This window comes from Brevundimonas sp. AVps31, assembly GCF_058681355.1.
Map to the genome: position 1 here is coordinate 3,355,805 of NZ_CM178736.1, position 20,596 is coordinate 3,376,400.

20 protein-coding genes are annotated in these 20,596 nt (G+C 68.9%); 13 read left to right on the forward strand and 7 right to left on the reverse strand.

Annotated features, from left to right (window positions below):
• Window positions 1–2: 2 nt before the first annotated feature.
• From tatB to ACW174_RS16460, 3 genes are read left to right on the forward strand one after another with little or no spacing between them, the layout of a single operon-like run.
• Entirely contained in the window at window positions 3–596 is a 594-nt protein-coding gene (tatB, locus tag ACW174_RS16450; protein WP_492015439.1) for a Sec-independent protein translocase protein TatB, read from the forward strand.
• A gap of 50 nt (window positions 597–646) precedes the next feature.
• On the forward strand, window positions 647–1,486 hold the full coding sequence (gene tatC / locus ACW174_RS16455; RefSeq protein ID WP_492017305.1) for a twin-arginine translocase subunit TatC: 840 nt from the start codon (window positions 647–649) through the stop codon (window positions 1,484–1,486).
• 37 nt (window positions 1,487–1,523) lie between these two features.
• Entirely contained in the window at window positions 1,524–2,573 is a 1,050-nt protein-coding gene (locus tag ACW174_RS16460) for a DUF4118 domain-containing protein (RefSeq protein ID WP_492015440.1), read from the forward strand.
• A gap of 74 nt (window positions 2,574–2,647) precedes the next feature.
• Here ACW174_RS16460 and glnA read toward each other — a convergent pair whose 3' ends face one another.
• Together glnA and ACW174_RS16470 are read right to left on the reverse strand one after the other, a co-directional pair.
• On the reverse strand, window positions 2,648–4,057 hold the full coding sequence (gene glnA, locus ACW174_RS16465) for a type I glutamate--ammonia ligase (protein ID WP_492015441.1): 1,410 nt from the start codon (window positions 4,055–4,057) through the stop codon (window positions 2,648–2,650).
• Window positions 4,058–4,127: 70 nt separating this feature from the next.
• Window positions 4,128–4,466: a P-II family nitrogen regulator gene (locus tag ACW174_RS16470; RefSeq protein WP_291835915.1), complete on the reverse strand. Its 339-nt coding sequence runs from the start codon at window positions 4,464–4,466 to the stop codon at window positions 4,128–4,130.
• A 125-nt stretch (window positions 4,467–4,591) separates the two neighbouring features.
• Between ACW174_RS16470 and ACW174_RS16475 the strand changes: the two genes are divergently transcribed.
• From ACW174_RS16475 to ACW174_RS16490, 4 genes are all read left to right on the forward strand, one after another.
• Window positions 4,592–5,425: an NAD(P)H-hydrate dehydratase gene (locus ACW174_RS16475; protein ID WP_492015442.1), complete on the forward strand. Its 834-nt coding sequence runs from the start codon at window positions 4,592–4,594 to the stop codon at window positions 5,423–5,425.
• 67 nt (window positions 5,426–5,492) lie between these two features.
• Complete coding sequence (gene yaaA, locus ACW174_RS16480) at window positions 5,493–6,263, forward strand: peroxide stress protein YaaA (RefSeq protein ID WP_492015443.1); 771 nt, start codon at window positions 5,493–5,495, stop codon at window positions 6,261–6,263.
• A 66-nt stretch (window positions 6,264–6,329) separates the two neighbouring features.
• Window positions 6,330–7,178: a 3-hydroxybutyrate dehydrogenase gene (locus tag ACW174_RS16485; protein ID WP_492015444.1), complete on the forward strand. Its 849-nt coding sequence runs from the start codon at window positions 6,330–6,332 to the stop codon at window positions 7,176–7,178.
• A gap of 3 nt (window positions 7,179–7,181) precedes the next feature.
• Window positions 7,182–8,225, forward strand: a complete 1,044-nt coding sequence (locus ACW174_RS16490; protein ID WP_492015445.1) for a patatin-like phospholipase family protein — start codon at window positions 7,182–7,184, stop codon at window positions 8,223–8,225.
• Window positions 8,226–8,245: 20 nt separating this feature from the next.
• Here ACW174_RS16490 and ACW174_RS16495 read toward each other — a convergent pair whose 3' ends face one another.
• Window positions 8,246–9,193, reverse strand: coding sequence for an L-threonylcarbamoyladenylate synthase (locus ACW174_RS16495; RefSeq protein ID WP_492015446.1), 948 nt, complete (start codon window positions 9,191–9,193; stop codon window positions 8,246–8,248).
• Window positions 9,194–9,402: 209 nt separating this feature from the next.
• On the opposite strand from ACW174_RS16495, the gene ACW174_RS16500 reads away from it, so the two are divergent.
• Entirely contained in the window at window positions 9,403–11,187 is a 1,785-nt protein-coding gene (locus ACW174_RS16500; protein ID WP_492015447.1) for an acyl-CoA dehydrogenase, read from the forward strand.
• 249 nt (window positions 11,188–11,436) lie between these two features.
• On the opposite strand, the gene ACW174_RS16505 is transcribed toward ACW174_RS16500, so the two are convergent.
• Window positions 11,437–11,946 (reverse strand): STM3941 family protein, encoded by a 510-nt coding sequence (locus ACW174_RS16505; RefSeq protein WP_492015448.1) that lies wholly within the window; start codon window positions 11,944–11,946, stop codon window positions 11,437–11,439.
• Window positions 11,947–12,105: 159 nt separating this feature from the next.
• Here ACW174_RS16505 and ACW174_RS16510 point away from each other — a divergent pair, with 159 nt between their 5' ends.
• Window positions 12,106–14,292, forward strand: coding sequence for a S9 family peptidase (locus ACW174_RS16510; RefSeq protein ID WP_492015449.1), 2,187 nt, complete (start codon window positions 12,106–12,108; stop codon window positions 14,290–14,292).
• 20 nt (window positions 14,293–14,312) lie between these two features.
• On the opposite strand, the gene ACW174_RS16515 is transcribed toward ACW174_RS16510, so the two are convergent.
• The gene (locus ACW174_RS16515; protein WP_492015450.1) at window positions 14,313–14,786 is read right to left on the reverse strand and encodes a DUF1036 domain-containing protein; all 474 of its coding nucleotides are present in this window, start codon (window positions 14,784–14,786) and stop codon (window positions 14,313–14,315) included.
• A 75-nt stretch (window positions 14,787–14,861) separates the two neighbouring features.
• Between ACW174_RS16515 and ACW174_RS16520 the strand changes: the two genes are divergently transcribed.
• The 3 genes from ACW174_RS16520 (at window position 14,862) to ACW174_RS16530 (ending at window position 17,276) form a co-directional block, all read left to right on the forward strand.
• Window positions 14,862–15,410 (forward strand): GNAT family N-acetyltransferase, encoded by a 549-nt coding sequence (locus ACW174_RS16520; RefSeq protein ID WP_492015451.1) that lies wholly within the window; start codon window positions 14,862–14,864, stop codon window positions 15,408–15,410.
• Window positions 15,411–15,450: 40 nt separating this feature from the next.
• A complete protein-coding gene (locus ACW174_RS16525; protein ID WP_492015452.1) occupies window positions 15,451–15,786 on the forward strand; it encodes a hypothetical protein in 336 nt (111 codons plus the stop codon).
• Window positions 15,787–15,851: 65 nt separating this feature from the next.
• A complete protein-coding gene (locus tag ACW174_RS16530; protein WP_492015453.1) occupies window positions 15,852–17,276 on the forward strand; it encodes a hypothetical protein in 1,425 nt (474 codons plus the stop codon).
• 239 nt (window positions 17,277–17,515) lie between these two features.
• Here the strand turns inward: ACW174_RS16530 and ACW174_RS16535 are convergent, their stop codons facing one another.
• The gene (locus tag ACW174_RS16535) at window positions 17,516–17,971 is read right to left on the reverse strand and encodes a response regulator (RefSeq protein WP_492015454.1); all 456 of its coding nucleotides are present in this window, start codon (window positions 17,969–17,971) and stop codon (window positions 17,516–17,518) included.
• Window positions 17,972–18,101: 130 nt separating this feature from the next.
• Between ACW174_RS16535 and ACW174_RS16540 the strand changes: the two genes are divergently transcribed.
• Window positions 18,102–18,704, forward strand: a complete 603-nt coding sequence (locus ACW174_RS16540) for a sensor histidine kinase (protein WP_492015455.1) — start codon at window positions 18,102–18,104, stop codon at window positions 18,702–18,704.
• 6 nt (window positions 18,705–18,710) lie between these two features.
• On the opposite strand, the gene ACW174_RS16545 is transcribed toward ACW174_RS16540, so the two are convergent.
• Complete coding sequence (locus ACW174_RS16545; RefSeq protein ID WP_492015456.1) at window positions 18,711–20,543, reverse strand: tetratricopeptide repeat-containing sulfotransferase family protein; 1,833 nt, start codon at window positions 20,541–20,543, stop codon at window positions 18,711–18,713.
• Between the last annotated feature and the right edge of the window lie 53 nt (window positions 20,544–20,596).

Genomic DNA, 20,596 nt, shown 5'->3' on the forward strand with positions numbered 1-20,596 from the left:
GGATGGGTGGTCTGGGCCCCGGTATCGGGGGCATGGAATATGTCGTGATCGCGGTCGTGGCCCTGCTTGTCGTGGGGCCCGAACGTCTGCCTGCCATGCTGCACAAGCTGGGCAAGCTGGTCGCCCGCGCGCGCAACATGGCCAATGAGTTCCGGCACAGCTTCGACGAGATGGCGCGCCAGTCCGAGCTCGACGACCTGCGCAAGGAGGTTGAGGCCCTGCGAACCAGCCAGACCAATATGATGCCCCTGGGCGCCGACGCCGAGGCGACCTTCCGCAGCATCAGCGACGACCTCAACCGCCCCGTCACCACCGCCGCGCCGGCCCCGGCCCTCACCGGCCCCGACGAATGGCCCGACAGCCCGCCCGTCATGGCGCCGCTGGACGAGCCCGAGGCGAAACCGGCCCCCAACCCCCCCGCCCCCCGCAAAGCCACCCCAACCGCCGCAAAGTCCGTCGCGGCCAAGGCGGCATCGGCCAAGGCTCCGGCGAAAAAGCCCGCGGCCAAAGCCTCCGCGAAATCCGCCAAGGCGACGCCCGACGCGCCCAAGCCCGCACCGAAGAAGACGACCCGCAAGAAGGCGGCTGACCAGTGAGCGCCACCGACCGGGAAGACGACGACATCGAGGCGTCGCGCGCGCCTCTGATGGATCACCTGATCGAGCTGCGCGGCCGGCTGGTCGTCTGCGTCATCGCCTTCGCCGTCGCCTTCCTCGGCTGCTTCTACTACGCCGCCGATATCCAGCTGATCCTGATCCACCCGTTCCAGGCCGCCGCCGCCATGCATGCGGCCTCGGCGGGCAATGGCCACCACGTCAATCCGTTCGATCTGATCGCCGTCACCGCCGGGCTCAAATCCGTGCCCGAGGGCGGCAAGGACGTGGTCCAGCTGATCGCCACCGCCCCGCTGGAACAGCTCTTCACCAAGATGAAGATCGCGGGCTTCGGCGCCGTCGTCGTGGCCTTCCCGGTCATCGCCTGGCAGCTCTACAAATTCGTCGCCCCCGGCCTCTACCGCAACGAAAAGGGCGCCTTCCTGCCCTTCCTGATCGCCGCCCCCCTGCTGTTCATGCTGGGCGCCGCCCTGGTCTATTTCGTCATGCTGCCCTTCGTCATGTGGTTCTCGCTGGGCCAGCAGGTGACCGGCGAAGGCGTGTCGGTGGCCCTGCTGCCCAAGATTTCCGAATACCTCAACCTCGTCACCGCCCTGCTGCTGGCCTTCGGCCTGTGCTTCCAGCTGCCGATCGTCATGACCTTGCTCGGCCTGGCCGGCATCATCAGCTCGAAACTGATGGTCGAGGGCCGTCGCTACGCCATCGTCGCCGTGGTCGTCGTCGCCGCCATCGTCACACCGCCGGATCCCATCAGCCAGCTGATGCTCGCGGTGCCCCTGGTGCTGCTCTACGAGATCTCGATCTGGTGCGTCCGCGTCATCGAGTTGCGCCGCAAGAAGGCCGACGACGCCGAGGGTCTGACCCCCGCCTGACGAGCGCGGATCGGCGAACGACGGGACGAGCGTCGCCGTGCGTGTTATCGGAATGAGCATGCCCGCGCCCAACCTTGCGTCCGACCGCCGTGTTTCCCGCCTGAGCCGACGTCTGCACGCCCTGCCGGGCGCGCCCTGGTGGGGGGCGGTCGCGCTGGTGCTGGCCTCGCTGGGCATGCGGCTGCTGTTCTCGCCCATCCTCGCCAACGGCTACGGCTTCATCCTCTTCTATCCGGCGGTGATCCTGTCGGCCTACTGGTGGGGCGGACGCCCCGCCCTGCTGGCCACCGCCCTGTCGACGGTCATGGTCTGCGCCTTCGGCCCGACCCCGTTCAGCTTCCTGCAGGACGGCCGCGCCCTGCTGTCGCTGGCCTTCTTCCTGATCTCCTCGGGTCTGCTGGTCCATGTGCTGTCCAGCATCCGCGAGCGGTTCAGCGATCTGGCCCGCAGCCATGCCCGCGTCGAGGCCCTCGCCACCGGTCAGGCCGAGCTGTTCCGCGACCACGCCCAGCGCACCACCGACCACCTCCAGCTGATCTCCGCCATCCTGCAGATGCGGGCCTATGGCGAGGAGGACCCGGTGGCGGCCCAGGTGCTCAACAACGCCGCCTCGCGCACCCTGCTGATCTCCCGCACCCACCGGGCGTTCACCGGCGATGACGCGCGCACCATCGAGTTCGAGGCCTTCGGCCGCCGCCTCGCCGTCGCCGTCGCGGAGCGGGGCGGGCTGGACGCGGCTCACGTCAGCTTCGGCGACACCGGCATCGCCGTCCCGGTCGAACAGGCCACCGCCCTGGGCCTCGTCCTGCTGGAATATCTGACCACCCTGCAGGCCCACAGCCCGGCGGCCCGCCTGCTGGTCCTGCTGGAGGCGCGCGACGCCGAACGGGTGCTGATGCTGGCCGCCTCGGGCGCGCCGGACCTGCCTTCGCCGCGCGACCCGGCCCTGGTCGAGGCCATGACCGAACAGCTGGGCGGCGCCCTCCGGATCACCCGCAGCGCCACCGGCTGCGACATCCGCATCGCCTTCCCCGCCGCCCTCCAGCCCCCGCCCCGCTGGGACCCGCTGAGCCACAGCCTGCACTAGGGCCCCGCCCCAAACGAAAAGGGCGCCGGACGATCTCTCGTCCGGCGCCCTCCCCGATCAGCCCCTGCTGTCGATCAGCAGCTGTAGTACATGTCGAATTCGACCGGGTGCGGGTGCAGTTGCAGCCGCGCGACTTCTTCCTTCTTCAGCTCGATATAGCTGTCGATGAAGTCGTCATCCATGACGCCGCCCTTCTTGAGGAAGGCGCGGTCCTTGTCGAGGTTGTCCAGGGCTTCCTGCAGCGAGCCGCAGACTTCCGGGATGTTGCCACGCTCTTCCGGCGGCAGGTCGTACAGGTTCTTGTCGGCGGCCGCGCCCGGATCGATGCGGTTCTCGATGCCGTCCAGGCCGGCCATCAGCAGGGCCACGAAGGTCAGATAGGGGTTGCCCATCGGGTCCGGGAAGCGGGCTTCGATACGCTTGGCCTTGGGCGAGTTGACCCACGGAATACGGATCGAGGCCGAGCGGTTGCGCGACGAATAGGCCAGCTTGACCGGGGCTTCATAGCCCGGGACCAGACGCTTGTAGCTGTTGGTCGTCGAGTTCGAGAAGGCGTTGATGGCCTTGGCGTGCTTGATGATGCCGCCGATGTACCACAGGCACATGTCCGACAGGCCGGCGTATTTGTCGCCCGCGAACAGCGGCTTGCCGTCACGCCAGATCGACTGGTGCACGTGCATGCCCGAGCCGTTGTCGCCGAAGGTCGGCTTGGCCATGAAGGTGGCCGACTTGCCGTACGACGCCGCCACATTGTGGATCACGTACTTATACAGCTGCAGGCGGTCGGCCATGGTCAGCAGGTCGCTGAACTTCAGGCCCAGCTCGTGCTGCGCCGGGGCCACTTCGTGGTGGTGCTTCTCGGGCTGCATGCCCAGGTCGCGCATGACGCCCAGCATTTCACCGCGCAGGTCCTGGGCGCTGTCGACCGGGTTCACCGGGAAATAGCCGCCCTTGTGCGTCGGGCGGTGGCCCATGTTGCCTTCCGAGTATTCGGCGCCCGTATTGGCCGGCAGCTCGATCGAGTCATAGGTGTAGCCGGTGTCATGCGGGGCCGTGGACCAGCGCACGTCGTCGAAGATGAAGAACTCGGCTTCCGGGCCGAAGAAGACCGTGTCGCCCACGCCCGAGGACTGGACATAGGCCAGCGCCTTCTTGGCCATCGAGCGGCTGTCGCGATTGTAGGCCTCGCCGGTGTCGGGGTTCAGCACGTCGCAGAACAGGAACAGGGTCGTCTGCTGGTAGAAGGGGTCGATCCAGAAGTTCGACAGGTCCGGCTTCAGCAGCATGTCGGACTCGTTGATGGCCTTCCAGCCCGCGATCGACGACCCGTCGAACATGGTGCCCTCTTCGAGGAACTCCTCGTCCACCAGGTCGATGTCGAAGGTGACGTGCTGCATGCGTCCCTTGGTGTCGGTAAAGCGGAGATCGACGTAGCGAACGTCCTTCTCCTTGATCTCCTTGAGGATCTTACCTGCGTCGCTCATTCTTCGAGGTCCTGTTTCTTATGGGGAGGTCGTGACGGCCCCCCCGAGGGACGGCCGGTAGTTCAGGCGATCAGACCGCTTGCGCGCCCGTCTCACCGGTTCGGATGCGAATGACGTCGAGGACGTCAGACACGAAAATCTTGCCGTCACCGATCTTGCCGGTGCGGGCGGCGGTCTGGATGGCCTCGATCACCGACGGGGCCAGGTCGTCGGACACGACCACCTCGATCTTGATCTTGGGCAGGAAGTCGATGACGTATTCGGCGCCGCGGTACAGTTCCGAATGCCCCTTCTGACGCCCGTAGCCCTTGGCCTCGAGCACCGTCATGCCTTGGACGCCGGCGTCCTGCAGGGCTTCTTTCACTTCATCCAGCTTGAACGGCTTGATGACGGCTTCAATCTTTTTCATCGGTGTTCCCGGACGGGCTATTGATGCCTCGCGCTCGGGCACCAAAGGGACATTGCATTGCACAATAAGGCAAGCTCTTTTCCGCCTTTGACGCCATCCGTGAACGGAGAAGAAGCGAAGTGAGCATGACCGACCAGCCCACGCCTTCGGACGACTGGCGCGCCGCCTTCCCCTGGCCGGGGGTCGAGGCGCACAAGCACGCCCGCGGCCGACTGGGCGTCGTGTCGGGCAAGGCCACCCGCACCGGGGCCGCCCGGCTGGCCGCGCGGGCCGGTCTGCGCATCGGCGCGGGCGTGGTCACCCTCCTCTGCCCGCCGGACGCGGCGGCGGTGATCGCCGCCGCGATCGAGGCCGTCATGGTCAGCCCCTTCGCCTCGGATGAGGCCCTGTCCGCCGCCGCCAAGGGCATGGACGCCGTCGTCATCGGCCCCGCCGCCGGGGTCAATGACGCCACCGCCGCCAACGTCCGCGCCCTGGCCGAGACCGGCGCGGCCCTGATCGTCGACGCCGACGGCCTGACCGTCTTCCAGAACTGGCCCGGGGAGCTGTTCGGCCTGCTGGACCGCGACGACGTCCTGACCCCGCATGAGGGCGAGTTCAAACGCCTCTTCCCCGGCCTGCTCGATCAGGGCCATGAGGCCGCCGCGCGGGAAGCCGCGACGCGCGCCGGGGCCGTGGTGGTGCTCAAGGGGGCTGAAACCCTGATCGCCGCGCCGGACGGCCGTCTGGCCCGCAACGACAACGGCGTGCCCTGGCTGGCGACCGCCGGGACCGGCGATGTGCTGGCGGGCATGATCGGCGGTCTGGTCGCCCAGCGCATGGACAGTTTCGACGCCGCCCGCGCCGCCGTCTGGATGCACGCCGAGGCCGCCCGCGCCTTCGGCCCCGGCCTGATCGCCGAAGACCTGCCCGAGGGCCTGCCCGCCGTACTGGCGGGGCTTTATGCACAGCGCCGCTAGAACCGCTTGGGGGGCCGCGACCCGACGCCCGGTTCAAATCGTCACCGAACCGGCCTAACAGGGCGCCATGTTGATCGTCCTCTCCCCGGCCAAGCGGCTGGACTTCACCGAAGCCGACCCCGCCCTGCCCGCGTCCGAGCGCCGCTTCCTCGACGATACGGCCTCGCTGTCGAAGACCGCGCGCGCCCGCACCATCGCCGAACTGCGCAGCCTGATGAGCATTTCGGACGATCTGGCCCGCCTGAACCGCGAACGCTTTCAGGCCTTCAAGCCCGACTCGCTGGACGGGGTGCAGGCCGCCTTCGCCTTCGCGGGCGACGTCTATGAGGGCCTGCAGGCCCGCACCCTGGACGCCGCCGGGCTCGATTACGCCCAGTCACACGTCCGCATCCTGTCCGGCCTCTACGGCCTGCTGCGCCCGCTCGATCGCATCCAGCCCTATCGTCTGGAGATGGGCACGCGGCTGAAGACCCGTCGCGGGTCCAGCCTGTACGACTTCTGGGGCGACCGCCTGTCGAAAGGCCTCAACGCCGATGCGGAAGGCCAGCCCGACCCCACCCTGGTCAACCTCGCCAGCCAGGAATATTTCGGCGCCGTCGACGCCCGCGCGCTCAAGCTGCCGATCGTCACCCCGAACTTCTATGAGGAGAAGAACGGCGAGCGCCGCATCATCTCCTTCTTCGCCAAGCGCGCGCGCGGGACCATGGCCCGCTACGCCATCGACGAACGCCTCGAAAAGGCTGAAGACCTCAAGGCCTTCGACCGCGACGGCTACCGCTTCGACAAGGCCGCCTCGACCGAGACCGAGTGGATATTCATCAGGTCGGGAAATACTTGAGCCTGACGGTCGCCATGGCGTATGACCAAAGGTAGAGTCGCAAAGACCTTCCAACGGGGAAACAGTATGTTCCAGTGGCCCAAGCGCGGTGACGCCGCCTCCAGCGAGAGCGAGCCGTTCCGCGACATCGGTGATCTGAAGGGCCAGGTCGCGGTCATCTCGGGCTCGACCTCGGGCATCGGACTGGCGCTGGCCCGGGCCGTGGCCAGCCGGGGCGGCGACGTGGTCATCAATGGTCTGGGCGACCCGGCCGAGATCGAGCGCACCCGCGCCGGGATCGAGTCGAGCTGCGGCGTCCGCGTCCGCTACCACGCCGCCAACATGATGCGCGGCGACGAGGTGGCCGACATGGTCGCCTACGCCAAACACGAACTCGGCCGCGTCGACATCCTGGTCAACAACGCCGGCATCCAGCACGTCGAGGCCGTCGAGAAATTCCCAGCCGACAAGTGGGAGCAGATCATCGCCATCAACCTGTCGTCGACCTTCTATGCGACGCGGGCGGCCATCCCGATCATGAAGGCCCAGGGCCGCGGCCGGATCGTCAACATCGCCTCGGCCCACGGCCTGGTCGCCAGCCCGTTCAAGTCGGCCTATGTCGCCGCCAAACACGGCGTGATCGGCTTCACCAAGACGGTGGCGCTGGAGCTGGCGCAGGACAACATCACTTGCAACGCCATCTGCCCCGGCTTCGTCGAAACCCCCATCGTCTCCAAACAGATCGACGATCAGGCCCGCACACGCGGCATGTCGAAGGAGGCGGTGCTCAAGGACGTCATCCTCGGCTCCCAGCCCACCAAACGCTTCGTCACCACCGACGAACTGGCGGGGATGTTCCTCTACCTCGTCAGCGACCTCGGCGCGTCCGCCAACGGGGCCAGCTTCTCCATCGACGGCGGCTGGACGGCGCAATAGGCCATGGCTCGACCGGCGGCTCCGAAACGTCGTCCGGTCTGCCTCGCCCTTCAGGGCGGCGGGGCCCACGGCGCGTTCCAGTGGGGCGTTCTGGACCGCCTGCTTGAGGATGACCGCCTCGACGTCCGCGCGGTCACCGCCGCCTCCGCGGGCGCGATGAACGCCGCCGCCCTGGTCAGCGGGCTCGAGACCGGCGGCCCCGCCGGCGCCCGCGAACAGCTCGACCGGCTCTGGCGCGAGGTGAACCAGTCCGGCGGCCGCAACGTCTTCGGCGACAGCGCGATCTGGAGCGCCGCCCTCAAGCCCGGCGGCTGGCTCAAGGACAGCGGCCTGTGGCGGTCGGCGGAAAACATGGCCATGTCCATGAGCCCCTACGCCTTCAACCCCTTCAACCTGAATCCGCTCAAACGGGTGCTGGACACGGCGGTCGACTTCGACGCCGTCCGCGCCTCCTCCATCGCGATGTTCATCTCCGCCACCGCCGTGAAGCAGGGCCGGGCGCACATCTTCCGCACGGCCGAGATCACGCCCGAGGTCCTGCTGGCCTCGTCCTGCCTGCCCCACCTGTTCCAGGCGGTCGAGATTGACGGCGAAAGCTATTGGGACGGCGGCTATCTCGCCAACCCGGCCCTGTGGCCCCTGATCCATCCGGACACGCCGGACGACATCCTGATCCTGCCGCTCAATCCCTTCGCCCGCGAGGAGACGCCGCATGCCGCCGGCGAGATCATGGACCGGCTGAACGAGATCGTCTTCAACGCCCCGCTGGTCTCCGAACTGCGCGCCTTCGCCCTGCTTCAGTCCCTCATCACCGACGGCCAGCTAAAGGCCGGCGGCCGTCACCGCGTCGAGGCCATCCGCATGCACGCCATCGAAAGCGACCGGTGGCTGGGGGCGCTGTCGCTCGGCTCCAAATTCGACACCGAATGGACCTTCCTCAACCGCCTCAAGGGCTATGGCCGGGAGGCCGCGGAAGACTGGCTGGCGGACTGTTTCGACGCCGTGGGCGAGCGGTCGAGCGTGGATATCCGGGCGCGGTTTTTGTAGCCGTCCCCTGCCGGGTAGAGCTACCCGATATGCCCCGCCGCCCGGCTCAGCCGATCGTTGATGGCCTCGCCCAGACCCGCCTTGGGGATCGGCGACACCGCGATCCCGGCGGGCTTCTCCCGGTCGGCCTCCCTCAGCCGCCGGAACAGGTTGGCCGCCGCCTCGCGCAGGTCGCCGGTCGGGCTCAGGCTCCAGCGCGGATCGCCCACGCCCGGCCCGAAGCCCAGCAACAGCTCGCCCCTGTGCAGGGTCGTCACATTGATCCGCACCGGCGCGTCCGGCGCATAGTGCAGCGTCAGGCGGCCGGGCGAGCGGTGGCCCTCGTCGCCGGTGTCCAGCGGCCCGACCACCGCCTCCAGCTCCTCGCGCGTCACCGCCCCGGGGCGCAGCAGGCTGACCTTGCCGCCCAGCACCGAGACGACCGTACTCTCCACCCCCACGGCGCAGGGGCCGCCGTCCACGCCCTCGGCGGCGGCGAAGCCCGTCTCGTCCATGGCGTCCCGGAAGGTCGTCGGGCTGGGCCGTCCCGAGCGGTTGGCCGACGGCGCCACCACCGCCCCGCCGAACAGGCCCAGTACCTCGCGCGCCTTCGCATGGCCCGGCACCCGCACCGCCACGCTGTCCAGACCGGCGCGGGCCAGGTCGCACACCGCCTCGCGGCTTCGCACAGGGGCGACGATGGTCAGGGGGCCCGGCCAGAAGGCGTCGGCCAGCTTGCGCGCAGGACTGTCGAACACCGCGATCCGCTCGGCGCCCGCCGCGTCGGCGACATGGGCGATCAGGGGGTTGAAGCGCGGCCGGCCCTTGGCCTCGAAGATGGCGGCCACGGCGCTCGCGTTCGACGCGTCGGCGCCCAGTCCATAGACCGTCTCGGTCGGCAGCAGGATCAGCTTGCCCTCGGCCAGCGCCCGGGCGGCGGCCGCCTCGGCGCCGTGCCCCCGTTCCGTCCTGCCGTCCGACCGTTCCACGCGTCCAAAGCCCTCGCACTGAAGTCGCGGGCCATGTGCGCCTCCCGACACAGGGTGCGCAACCCCCGCGCCGCGCCGGACGCCTGCGGGCTTCCCTTCCGTCGCGGCACAGGTCCAGACTCAGGGCCATGCGGTCATACGCCCCTTGCCTAACCGGCGCGGGCGGCGCCATGACCGGCCCGTATCCGTCTGAACCGTCCGGAAGCCCCATGACCTATCGCGCCCCGATCCGTGATCTCGCCTTCACCCTTCAGGCCGTCGCCGGCATCGACCAGGTGGCCGCCACCGGCGCCTTTCCCGACTATGACGCCGACCTGATGGGCGCCGTGCTGGAGGCTGCGGGCCAGTTCTCGGAAGGCGTCCTCGCGCCCCTGAACCGCATCGGCGACCAGAAGGGCTCGACCTGCAAGGACGGGAACGTCACCCCCGCCCCCGGCTTCTCCGACGCCTACCGCCAGTTCGCCGCCGGCGGCTGGACCGGCCTGACCGCCCAGGCCCACTCCGGCGGCCAGCAGCTGCCCAAGGCGCTCGAACTCGCCGCCTATGAGACCGTCCACGCCGCCAACATGGCCTTCGGCCTCTGCCCCATGCTGTCGCTCGCCGCCATCGAGGCGCTGGAGGAGCACGGCACGCCGTCGCAGAAGGACATCTACCTGACCAAATTGGTCTCCGGCGAATGGACCGGCGCCATGGTCCTGACCGAGCCGGGCGCGGGCTCGGACCTGGGCGCCCTGACCGCCACCGCCGTCCCGAACGGCGACGGGACCTACAGGCTGTCGGGCCAGAAGATCTTCATCACCTGGGGCGACCACGACGCCACGGACAACATCGTCCATCTGGTCCTCGCCCGCCTGCCCGACGCCCCCGCCGGCCCCAAGGGCATCAGCCTGTTCCTGGCCTCGAAATTCCGCGTCCAGCCGGACGGCACGCTGGGCGAGCGCAACAGCTTCCATCCCGTCAGCGTCGAGCACAAGCTGGGCATCCACGGCTCGCCCACCTGCGTCATGGCCTATGAGGACGCCACCGCCGAACTGGTCGGCCAGCCCCATCAGGGCCTGTCGCACATGTTCGTCATGATGAACGCCGCCCGCCTCGCCGTCGGGGTCGAGGGCGTCGGCATCGCCGAGCGCGCCTACCAGCACGCCCTCGAATACGCCCGCGAGCGCAAACAGGGCCGCAGCGTCTGGACCGGCGTCGCCAACGCCCCGATCATCGACCATCCGGACGTGCGCCGCACCCTGTCGGTGATGAAGGCGAAGATCGCCGCCGCCCGCGCCATCTGCCTGTCCACCGGCGTCGCCGCCGACCTCGCCCGCCACGCGGCCACCGAGGACGACCGCCGCAAGTGGAAGGGCCGCGAGGACCTGTTCACCCCCATCGCCAAGGCCTGGTCCACCGACATCGGCTGCGAGGTCGCCTCGCAAGGCGTCCAGATCCACGGCGGCATGGGCTTCATCGAGGAGACCGGCGCGGCCCAGTACTACCGCGACGCCCGCATCGCCCCGATCTACGAGGGCACCAACGGCATCCAGGCCATGGACCTCGTCGGCCGCAAGCTGTCGCAGGACGGCGGGCAGTCGGCGCGCGACCTGATCGCCGACTTCAAGGCCACCCTGCCCCTGCTGGGCCGGCTCTACACCGGCAAGCCCGTCGACCGCTTCGCCAACGCCGTCGAGGCCGTCGAGGACGCCACCCTGTGGATTCTCGACGCCAAGGCCGACAAGGACCGCGCCGCCGACGTCCTGACCGCCGCCGACGCCTATCTGAAGCTGCTGGGCGACGTCACCGGCGGCTGGATGCTGGCCAAGGGCGCGCTGGCCGCCAAAGCCGAGCTCGACGCCGGAACCGGCGACACGGTCTGGCTGGAGGGCAAGATCGCCCTCTACGAAGTCTACGCCGCCAACGTCCTCGGCCACGTCTCCAGCCGCCTCGCCGCCGTCGGCCAGGGCGGCGCCCTGCTGGAGCGGATGAGCGCGGACGTGCTGGCGGGGTAAGGGCAGACCAACCCCTCCACCATGCTTCGCATGGTCCCCCTCCCCACTGCGTGGAGAGGTGATTTGGCGTTCACCTCTCCACCGAAGGTGGGGAGGTGGCTCGACGGCGAAGCCGACGAGACGGAGGGGTCTACCTCTCCACCGAAGGTGGGCAGCTGGCGCGGCGCGTCTTCGCGCCGTGACGGAGGGGTCTGCCTCTCCACGCAGTGGGGAGGTGGCTCGACGGCGAAGCCGACGAGACGGAGGGGTCTACTTCACCGGCAGGAACAGCTCGATCGCGGCCAGCGCCTCTTCGGTCGTGCGATTCGTCCCGGTCAGGGAGATCGCGACATCCCCGCCGGTCAGGCCCCGATTGGCGCCCGCCAGCAGCGCCGCCAGGCCGCGGCCCGGGAACAGGCTCCGGTCGCGCAGGTGCAGGATGATCGAGGTCTGCCGGCGATAGCTCCAGGTCGTGATGTCGACGATCTCCGCCCAGGGGATGGTCCGGTCGGACCAGTTTCGCGCGCTTATCCCGTCCGGCCCGATCCTCAGTTGCTCGCGCCGGTCGAACAGCCGTCCGGCCCCGATGGCGCAACACAGTCCGAAGAACACGACGGCGATCCAGCCGATCAGGCGGACCAGCTCGGGCGAGTACCGATGCGACGCGGGCGCCGGGCCGAACACGCCGCCCATCCACAATCCCAGACCCACGAAAACCAGCCCGCCCAACAGGATCAGGGCGATCTTCAACCGGGACGGATAGGCGACGAACTCATCCATGGCGCACCGATCGTTTCGAAAAGAGTCTGAGGGTCCGGACGCCAACCTTAGCTTTGGAATTTGCTATCGGCTACGGCGCGCGACGCGGTCCGAAAGTCGAGCGTTGACGCCCGCCCCCGCCCGCGCCCAAGGTTCGCTGCCAATTCGGGGGAGCCCAAGATGAACCGCAGAGACCTGCTCACGACGTCCGCCGCCGCGCTCGCCGCGACCGCCCTCCCCGCCCTGGCGAACGCCAAATCCCCTCCCGGAGCCTCGATGCCCAACACGCCCGTGCCGCCCGTCGCCAAGAAGATCCCCGTCACCATCGAGCAGCTGGGCCGCACCCGCGTCGACGACTATCAGTGGATGAAGGACGACAACTGGCAGGCGGTCCTGCGCGATCCGTCGCTGATCAAGGCCGACGTCAAGGAGCATCTGACCGCCGAGAACGCCTATCGCGAGGCCATGATGGCCTCCACCCTGCCGCTGCAGCAGGAGCTGTTCGAGGAGATGAAGGGCCGCATCAAGGAGGACGACAGCTCCGTCCCCCTGCCCGACGGTCCGTGGGAGTATTACACCCGCTTCGAGACCGGCCAGCAGCACCCGCTCTACTGCCGCCGCCCGCGGGGCCAGACGACCGGCGAGGTCGTCCTGCTCGACGCCAACAAGCTGGCCGAGGGCAAGGCCTATTCCTCGGTCGGCGAGACCGAGCACAGCCGCGACCACGCCCTGTTCGCCTACAGCGAGGACGCCCAGGGGTCCGAGGTCTACCGCATCTTCATCAAGGACATCGCCTCGGACGCCTTCCTGGGCGAGCCGGTCGAGAGCGCCATGGGCGGCGTCACCTTCTCGGCGGACGGCGAATGGATCTTCTGGGTCAATCGCGACGACAACGGCCGCTCGGACAAGATCCTCAAGCGCCCCACCCGCGGCGGCGAGATCACCACCGTCTACGAGGAGCCGGACGACGGCATGTATATGGGGCTGGACCTCAGCTCCGACGACAAGTTCATCCTCATCACCTCGGGCAATGGCGAGCAGACCGAATACCGCTTCGTCCCCGCCGACCAGCCGGAAGCCACCCCGACCGTCATCGAGCCGCGCCGCGAGGCCCTGCGCTATGACGCCGACCACTGGGGCGACCGCTGGGTGATCCGTACCGACGCCGACGGCGCCGTGGACTTCAAGATTGTCACCGCCCCGACCGACGCGCCGGGTCGCGCCAACTGGACCGATCTGGTGCCCTTCACCGCCGGTCGCCTGATCGAGTCGATCGCCCCCTTCTCGGGCCACCTCGCCCGGGTCGAGCGCTACGAAGCCAACACCCGCATCGTCATCCGCACCCGCGCCGGCGAGGAGCACGCCATCGCGGTGGACGAGCCCGCCTATGTGCTGGGGCTGATGGGCACCTACGAATACGACAGCCCCATGACCCGGTACGGCTACAACTCGCCGTCCACGCCGAACCAGACCTTCGACTACAATATGGAGACGCGCGAGCGCACCCTGCGCAAGACGCAGGAGGTCCCGTCCGGCCACAACATCGACGACTATGTTGTCGAGCGGCTGAACGCCCCGGCGTCCGACGGCGCCCTGGTCCCGATAACCCTGCTGCGCCGCAAATCGACCCCGGTGGACGGCTCCGCCCCCGTTCTGCTGTACGGCTACGGCTCCTACGGCATCCCCATGGGCGCCGGGTTCAACACCAACCGGCTGTCGCTGGTGGATCGCGGCTTCATCTACGCCATCGCCCACATCCGCGGCGGGTCGGACAAGGGCTGGGGCTGGTTCCTGGCCGCGCGCCGGATGACGAAGAAGAACACCTTCACCGACTTCATCGCCGCCGCCGAACACCTGATCTCGAAGAACTACGCCCGCGCCGGAAACATCGTCACCCACGGCGGCTCGGCCGGCGGCCTGCTGATGGGGGCGATCAACAATATGCGGCCCGATCTCTGGGCCGGCGTCATCGGCGACGTGCCCTTCGTGGACGTGATCAACACCATGTCCGACGTCAGCCTGCCGCTGACGCCCGGCGAATGGCCCGAGTGGGGCGACCCGATCACCGACCCGGCCGCCTACGACTATATGCTCAGCTACAGCCCCTATGATCAGGTCGAGCCCAAGGCCTATCCGGCGGTGCTGGCCACAGGCGGCCTGTCGGACCCGCGCGTCACCTACTGGGAGCCCGAAAAGTGGGTCGCCAAGCTGCGTCCGGCCACCACCTCGGGCAAGCCGGTCCTGCTCAAGATCAACATGACCGCCGGCCACTTCAGCTCATCCGGCCGGTTCGACTATCTGAAGGATATCGCCGTGGTTTACGCCTTCGCCATCTGGTCGATCCGGAAGGGCTGGGAGCAGGCCTGAACCCCGGCGGGCCCGGACGCCTAGGGATCGAGAGTCCACGTCCACGAGCCCGGCTCGTCGGCGTGGAAGGCGGCGAAGTCCCGGGTCTCCTGGCCCGAGGCGCACTCGGACCCGCCTGTGGAATAGAAGGTGTAGGGCCCCGGATACTGGACACAAAGCGTATGGCCGCCCTTCCAATTCCGGCCCGATCCATCGGTGGCGTCGGCGTAGAAGTAGAAGTTGGCGTTGTCGGTCGTCACCAGATCGCGACAGGCGCCGTCGGCGACGTCGTACCAGCCGCGGTTGATGAAGCCGGTTTCGCCGGGCTGGACATAGGAGACGGCGACCGTCGCGCTTCGGCCGCTGCGGTTGCAGACCTTCAGGTCGATCGTCGCCCGACCGGGGGTCACGCCCGGCTTGCCGGGTTGGGCGCCCGGCTTGGTCTGCGCGGCGACCCCGGTCGGCCCCGCGGCGCCGATCAGGGCCGCCGCCAGAATGAGATGAATGGATTTCATGATGCGCCTCCCGTTCGCCACTCACGGAACACGGTAATCACCGTAACTGCGTTCTGTCACTGACAAAGACTGACGATGAAACAAGCCTCTGCCAGCCTTCGCGACACCCGGCCTGACGACATGGCGGCGATCACCGCCCTCTATGCGGACGAGGTTCTGCACGGCACGGCGACCTTCGAGCTCGACCCGCCGGACGCCGCCGAAATGGCCTCCCGCCTCGCCGCGGTTCGCAAGCTGGACCTGCCCTGGCTGACCGCGGAGCGGGACGGTCAGGTCGTCGGCTACGCCTATCTGGCCCCCTTCCGGCTCCGCCCGGCCTATCGCTACTGCGTTGAACTGTCTGTCTATCTGGCGCCCGATGCGCGGGGTCAGGGGATCGGTCGGGCGCTGATGGAGGCCCTGATCGACCGCGCGCGCGCCATGGGCCTGCGTCACCTGATCGGCGTCATCGGCGACAGCGCCAACGCGGGCTCCATCGCCCTGCACAAGGCCACCGGCTTCCGCGAGGCCGGGGTCTGGCGCGAGACCGGCTGGAAGTTCGACCGCTGGATCGACGTGGTCCTGATGCAGCTGGACCTGACCCCCGACGGCCGCCCGCCCGAAAGCGACGGCCTGCGGCTTTGACGGCGTTGCGGCGCGGCGGCGAAGGGCCTACCTCTGACCCATGGTGATCCTGCGGACCCTGCTGATGCTGGCCGGCGCCCTTGCGGTGCTGACGCTCGGCGCCCTGCCCGCCGCCGCCGGTCCCGCCACGCCGCCTTGTCACGAGATGTCGGGCCATGAGACGTCGGGCCAGATGCAACACGGCGACGCCCCCGCCGAGGCGCCCTCCAAGGCGATGAAGGTCATGGCCTGTTGCGTCATGTGCGTCGCCGCGCCCGCCGTTCCGCCGGTTCAGCCGGCCGCCGCCCGCGCCGATGCGGGCGATCATCACCCCCTGCCCGCCGCCCGCCTGACCGGACGCGGCCCCGCTCCCGAGCACGGCCCTCCACGCGCCTGATCCCGCAAGACCTTGCACGCGCCGCCTCGCCGGCGTCGGATCAGCCTCGTATTCAGGAGCCACTTATGGCACGTCTCCTCGCGCCGCTCGTCGGCGTATCCCTGCTCGCGCTCGCCCTCCCGGCGGCGGCGCAGCAGCACGACCATCACCCCGCGCCTGCCCCGCAACAGGCGCCGTCCCCCACTCACCCGCCTGCGCATCAGGCTCCGCCCCGGCCCGCCGCCGATCCTCATGCGGGACACGACATGTCCGGCATGGCCCCCGCCGGCATGGGCGCGTCCGGCCACGACATGTCGGGGATGGACCACGGCCAGACCCACGCCATGACCGGCGTCCTCGGTCCCTGGCCCATGACCCGTGAAGCCTCCGGCACGGCCTGGCAGCCCGACGCCTCCCATCACGGCGGCGTCCACTGGGGCTCGGGCGACTGGACCTTCATGAGCCATGCCCAGCTCAACCTGGTCTATGACCGCCAGAACGGACCGCGCGGCGACGACAAGACCTTCGTCAGCGGCATGCTGATGGGCTCGGCCCGCCGCGACTTCGCCGACGGTTCGACCCTGAACCTGCGCGCCATGGTCAGTCCCGACCCCTTCATGGGCAAGGACGGCTTCCCCCTGCTGCTCGCCGCGGGCGAGACCGCGGACGGCGTCACGCCGCTGGTTGATCGCCAGCACCCGCACGAACTGGTCATGGAGCTGTCCGCCAGCTACGCCCGCCCCCTGACCGACAAGGACACGGTCTTCGCCTACATCGGCTATCCGGGCGAGCCCGCCTTCGGCCCGCCCGCCTTCATGCACCGGATGAGCGCCATGGACAGTCCCGAGGCGCCGATCACCCACCACTGGCTCGACTCGACCCACATCGTCTTCGGCGTCACCACCCTCGGCTGGGCCCATGAGAACCTGAAGCTGGAAGCCTCGGCCTTCACCGGGCGCGAGCCGGACCAGAACCGCTTCGACTTCGACCCGCCCGACCTCGACAGCTGGGCCGTCCGCGGCAGCTGGAACCCGACGGCGGAATGGTCGCTGCAGGCCTCCTACGCCGACGTCACCGGCCCCGAGCAGCTGGAGCCCGACGAGAACGACCGCAAGCTCTCGGCCAGCGCCATTCATACCCGTCGGATCGGCTCCGACGGCTGGTGGTCCACCACCCTCGCCTGGGGCCGCAAGACCAATGACCACGACGAGTCCAAGGACGGCTGGCTTCTGGAAAGCGCCTTCAGCCCGGATGACCGTTGGACCGTCTTCGCCCGCGCCGAGCGGATCGAGACGGACGAACTGGTTCCCGGCGTCGGCGGCGGCCACGGCGACCTCTACACCGTCGCCAAGGCCTCGATCGGCGCGGTGCATGACTGGCGGGTCGCCGACAACGTCCGCTTCGGCCTGGGCGCCCTCTACAGCGTCAACCGGGTCCCGGCGGCCCTGGAGCCCCTTTACGGCGGCGACCCTGACGGCGGCATGATCTTCATGCGGATCAAGGTTCAGTAGCCCTGCTGCGATGCGCCGACGGGCGGGGCGGCCTCACGCCGCCTCGCCTGTCGCCGCATACGTCCATTTCTGACGCAGGCGCATGCCACACTGCCCGCCGGTCTTTGACAGCGTGCGACACCCACCCCGACCTTCGCCGGACCGAACCTGTTCGAGTTGGAGTCTTCGGAATTTTTCGCCGAAAAATTCGACCCGCTCACAATAGTAATCGTAGCAAGCCGACGGCTATGGCGGGCCGACTAATGCGGCGCGATGTCGTCCGGCGGCGTCGTCAGCCACGGGGCCAGCCGGAACCGGCGCGGCGGCTCGCCGACCGTCCGGTGCAGGATGAACTGGCGGGCGAAGCCGACCACCGCCCGGATGGTCTGCTCATCGAAGGGCTTGGACACCGCGCCCAGGGCGCCCGCGAAGCCTTCGGGAATCTGTTCCGGGTTGGCGGTCAGGAAGACCACGGCCGCCCCGTACTCGGTGACGATCTTCTGGGCGATCTGGGGCCCCGTCATCCCGTCCAGCAGGTTCACGTCGACCAGCGCCAGATCGGGCCGCTCCCGCTCGGCGATCACGAAGGCGCCGGCCTTGTCCATGGCGCAGCCCACGACGTCGCAGCCGGATTCGCCGAGGACGAGCTCCAGTTCCATGGCCAGCAGAGCCTGGTCCTCAACGATCATGACCCGAAGGTCAGGTAGGTCGGGCACGCAACATCCCCCAAGACTGACGGGACGCATTAACACCGTTGTGTCCGCCAGCGGACAGCGAAACGCCGCATTGGCTATTTGGTTCAGTCTGTCGTAAGAATTCCCCGCATTTTCAATCGTCGGGGGAACGATGGCCGCGACAGCGGAAAACCGGATCATCGAGCTCCAGCGGCGTCTGCTCGGCGGATATCAGCTTTTGCAGACGCTCGTCGGCATCCGCCTTCGCAGCGTCAACGACCCCGAGAGCGTGCGCCATCTGACCTGGCTCAGCGACGTCACGGCGGCGATGGAGCTGATCAGCCGCCGCATGAGCGGGGGCGGTCCGCTGGACTTCGCCGGCTATCTGGACGACGTCGCCGCCTTCTGGAGCCGCACCTGCGAAGGTCGGCCGGTGCGAATCGACGTGCGCGGCCAGACCACCCTGCTGCCGGACAGCCACCTGCTGCCGATGGCGATGATCACGCACGAACTGATCTCCAACGCCTGCCGCCACGCCTTCCCGGACGGGCGTCGCGGCTCCATCGCCGTCGCCTTCTCACGCGCCGTGGGCGGCGTCAGCCTGGTGGTCCGTGATTCGGGCATCGGCGCCGACGTCATCGAGCCCGGCGAAGGCCTGTCGCTGGTGCAGGGCCTCGTCGAGCATCTGGGCGGCTCGATGAGCATCGAGACCGCGCCCGAGGCCGGCGTCGGCATCCGCATCCGCCTGCCGCTGGAAGCCGCGCAGACGCACTGACCGTCGTCAGATCGTATAGCCCAGCCGCTCGATCACGGGCTGCAGGATCGGAATCACCGGCTCCAGCTGCTTCCGGTAGTGGCGATACCGGAACCGCGACCGGTCGTAGAGCGGCTGGGTGACTTGGGCGTAGCTGGCCGTGCGCGCGGCGCGCGGATTGCGATGGAAGTCCAGAACTTCGGGGTCGAACGGCAGGCCGACGAAGGACAGCAGCGCCCTCGCCTGCCCCTCCTGATCGTCGATCAGATCCTCGTAGCGGACCGCGTGATACCGGACCGGCAGGACGGACAGGTAGTGCTGGATCAGGTCGGCGATCAGCACATAGTGGCGCGCGGCCGTCTCCAGCGCGGCGGCGCAGTTGAATCCGTGCGTCATGCCGTTGAAAAAGACCGACAGCACCACGTCCAGCGGATGGCGCAGCAGGTGCACCACCGGCGACTGCGGGAACAGCAGGTGGATCAGGCCCAGATGGGTTTCGTTCAGCGGCATCTTGTCCGTGAACCACGCCCGCTCCGGATCCGAGATCGCCATCTCCTCCGCCCGGGTCAGGTACAGATCGCGAAGCAGGTCCAGCTCCCCGGCCCGATCACCCAGCCAGAGCTCCGTCAGGGAGAAGGGATAGACGGACGGGCTGTCCAGCACGGTCTGGCTGCGCTGGGCGGCTTCGAGGATGAAGGGCAACTCTCCCCCGCCCGCGACCTGGGGATGGGACGCCAGCATCTGCTCGACAAGGGTCGTCCCCGAGCGGGGAAAGCCCACCACAAACAGGGGCTGGGGCCGGCCTGACGCGACCGTGGCCCGCGGCAGGCTGTCCGCCACCGCCGGCAGGTAGAACCGCTTCAGGGTCGAGACCAGCCGCCCAGCCTCCGCCTCGCCATAGGTCAGGCCCATCACCTGGCTCTGGTAGCGCTTCAACGCCTCGAAGCTGGAGAAGGCCTCGTCATATCGTCCAAGCCGATCAAGGACCTGACCCTTCAACCGCTGCCGGATGGGATCGAACCCCGCGCCGGGCCGCTGCTCTTCCGACTCGATCAGAGCCAAGGCCTGTTCGCGCTCGCCGAGCCGATCCAGCACCACCGCCCGCATCCGCGCGATCGACGGATGACCGGGCGACAGGGTCTCGGCGCGATCCAGCAGCGCCCCGGCCTGCGTGAACTTCCGGTCCTGCTCCTCCATATCCGCCCAGAGGATCAGCACATCCAGACGGTCCGCCCCGGCGCACAGGCGGGCGAACACCTCGCGCGCCTCCACGAACTTGCCCTGTCCGGTCAACGCGATGGCCAGCTGGAAATCAAAGGCCTCGGACGGCGCATCCGGCGCCAGACGGGCGCGCCCCGCGCGAAGCTGGCGTTCCGCCGCGAAGGCGTTGTCCAGCGCCAGAAAGACCCGGGCCATCAGCAGGTGCGAGCCCGGCGCCAGGGGCGCCAGCCTGAGGGCGGCGCGGGCGTGCGGCTCGGCGGCGCGGACGGCCCCGACCTCCAGCAGATGACGCGCCGTCGCGGCCCGGGCGACGGGGCTGTCCGGATGAAGCGCGGACACCCGCTCGGCGATGATCCGGGCCGCGGGCGCGCCCTCCGCCTTCAGCACGCCTGCAAAGGCGATCAGGGCGTCCTGATCGCGCGGGCTGCGCTCCAGCACCGCCACCGCGATCCGCCGCGCCTCCATCCGGTCGCCGCGCCGCAACACCTCGGTGATTCCCCGAACCCCGGCCGCATCCGCAGACGCGCCCCCGCCCGCCACGGGCGTCAGGGCCAGATCGCAGCACTGCCGCGCCGTCAGCCCCGACTGACAACGACAGCCGCCCGAAGCGGAGGGATAGGCAGCGGTGACGAAGCTCATGCCGCCCTGATTAGAGCGGCCGGATGAGACGGTCGAGAGAGACATCCGGGACG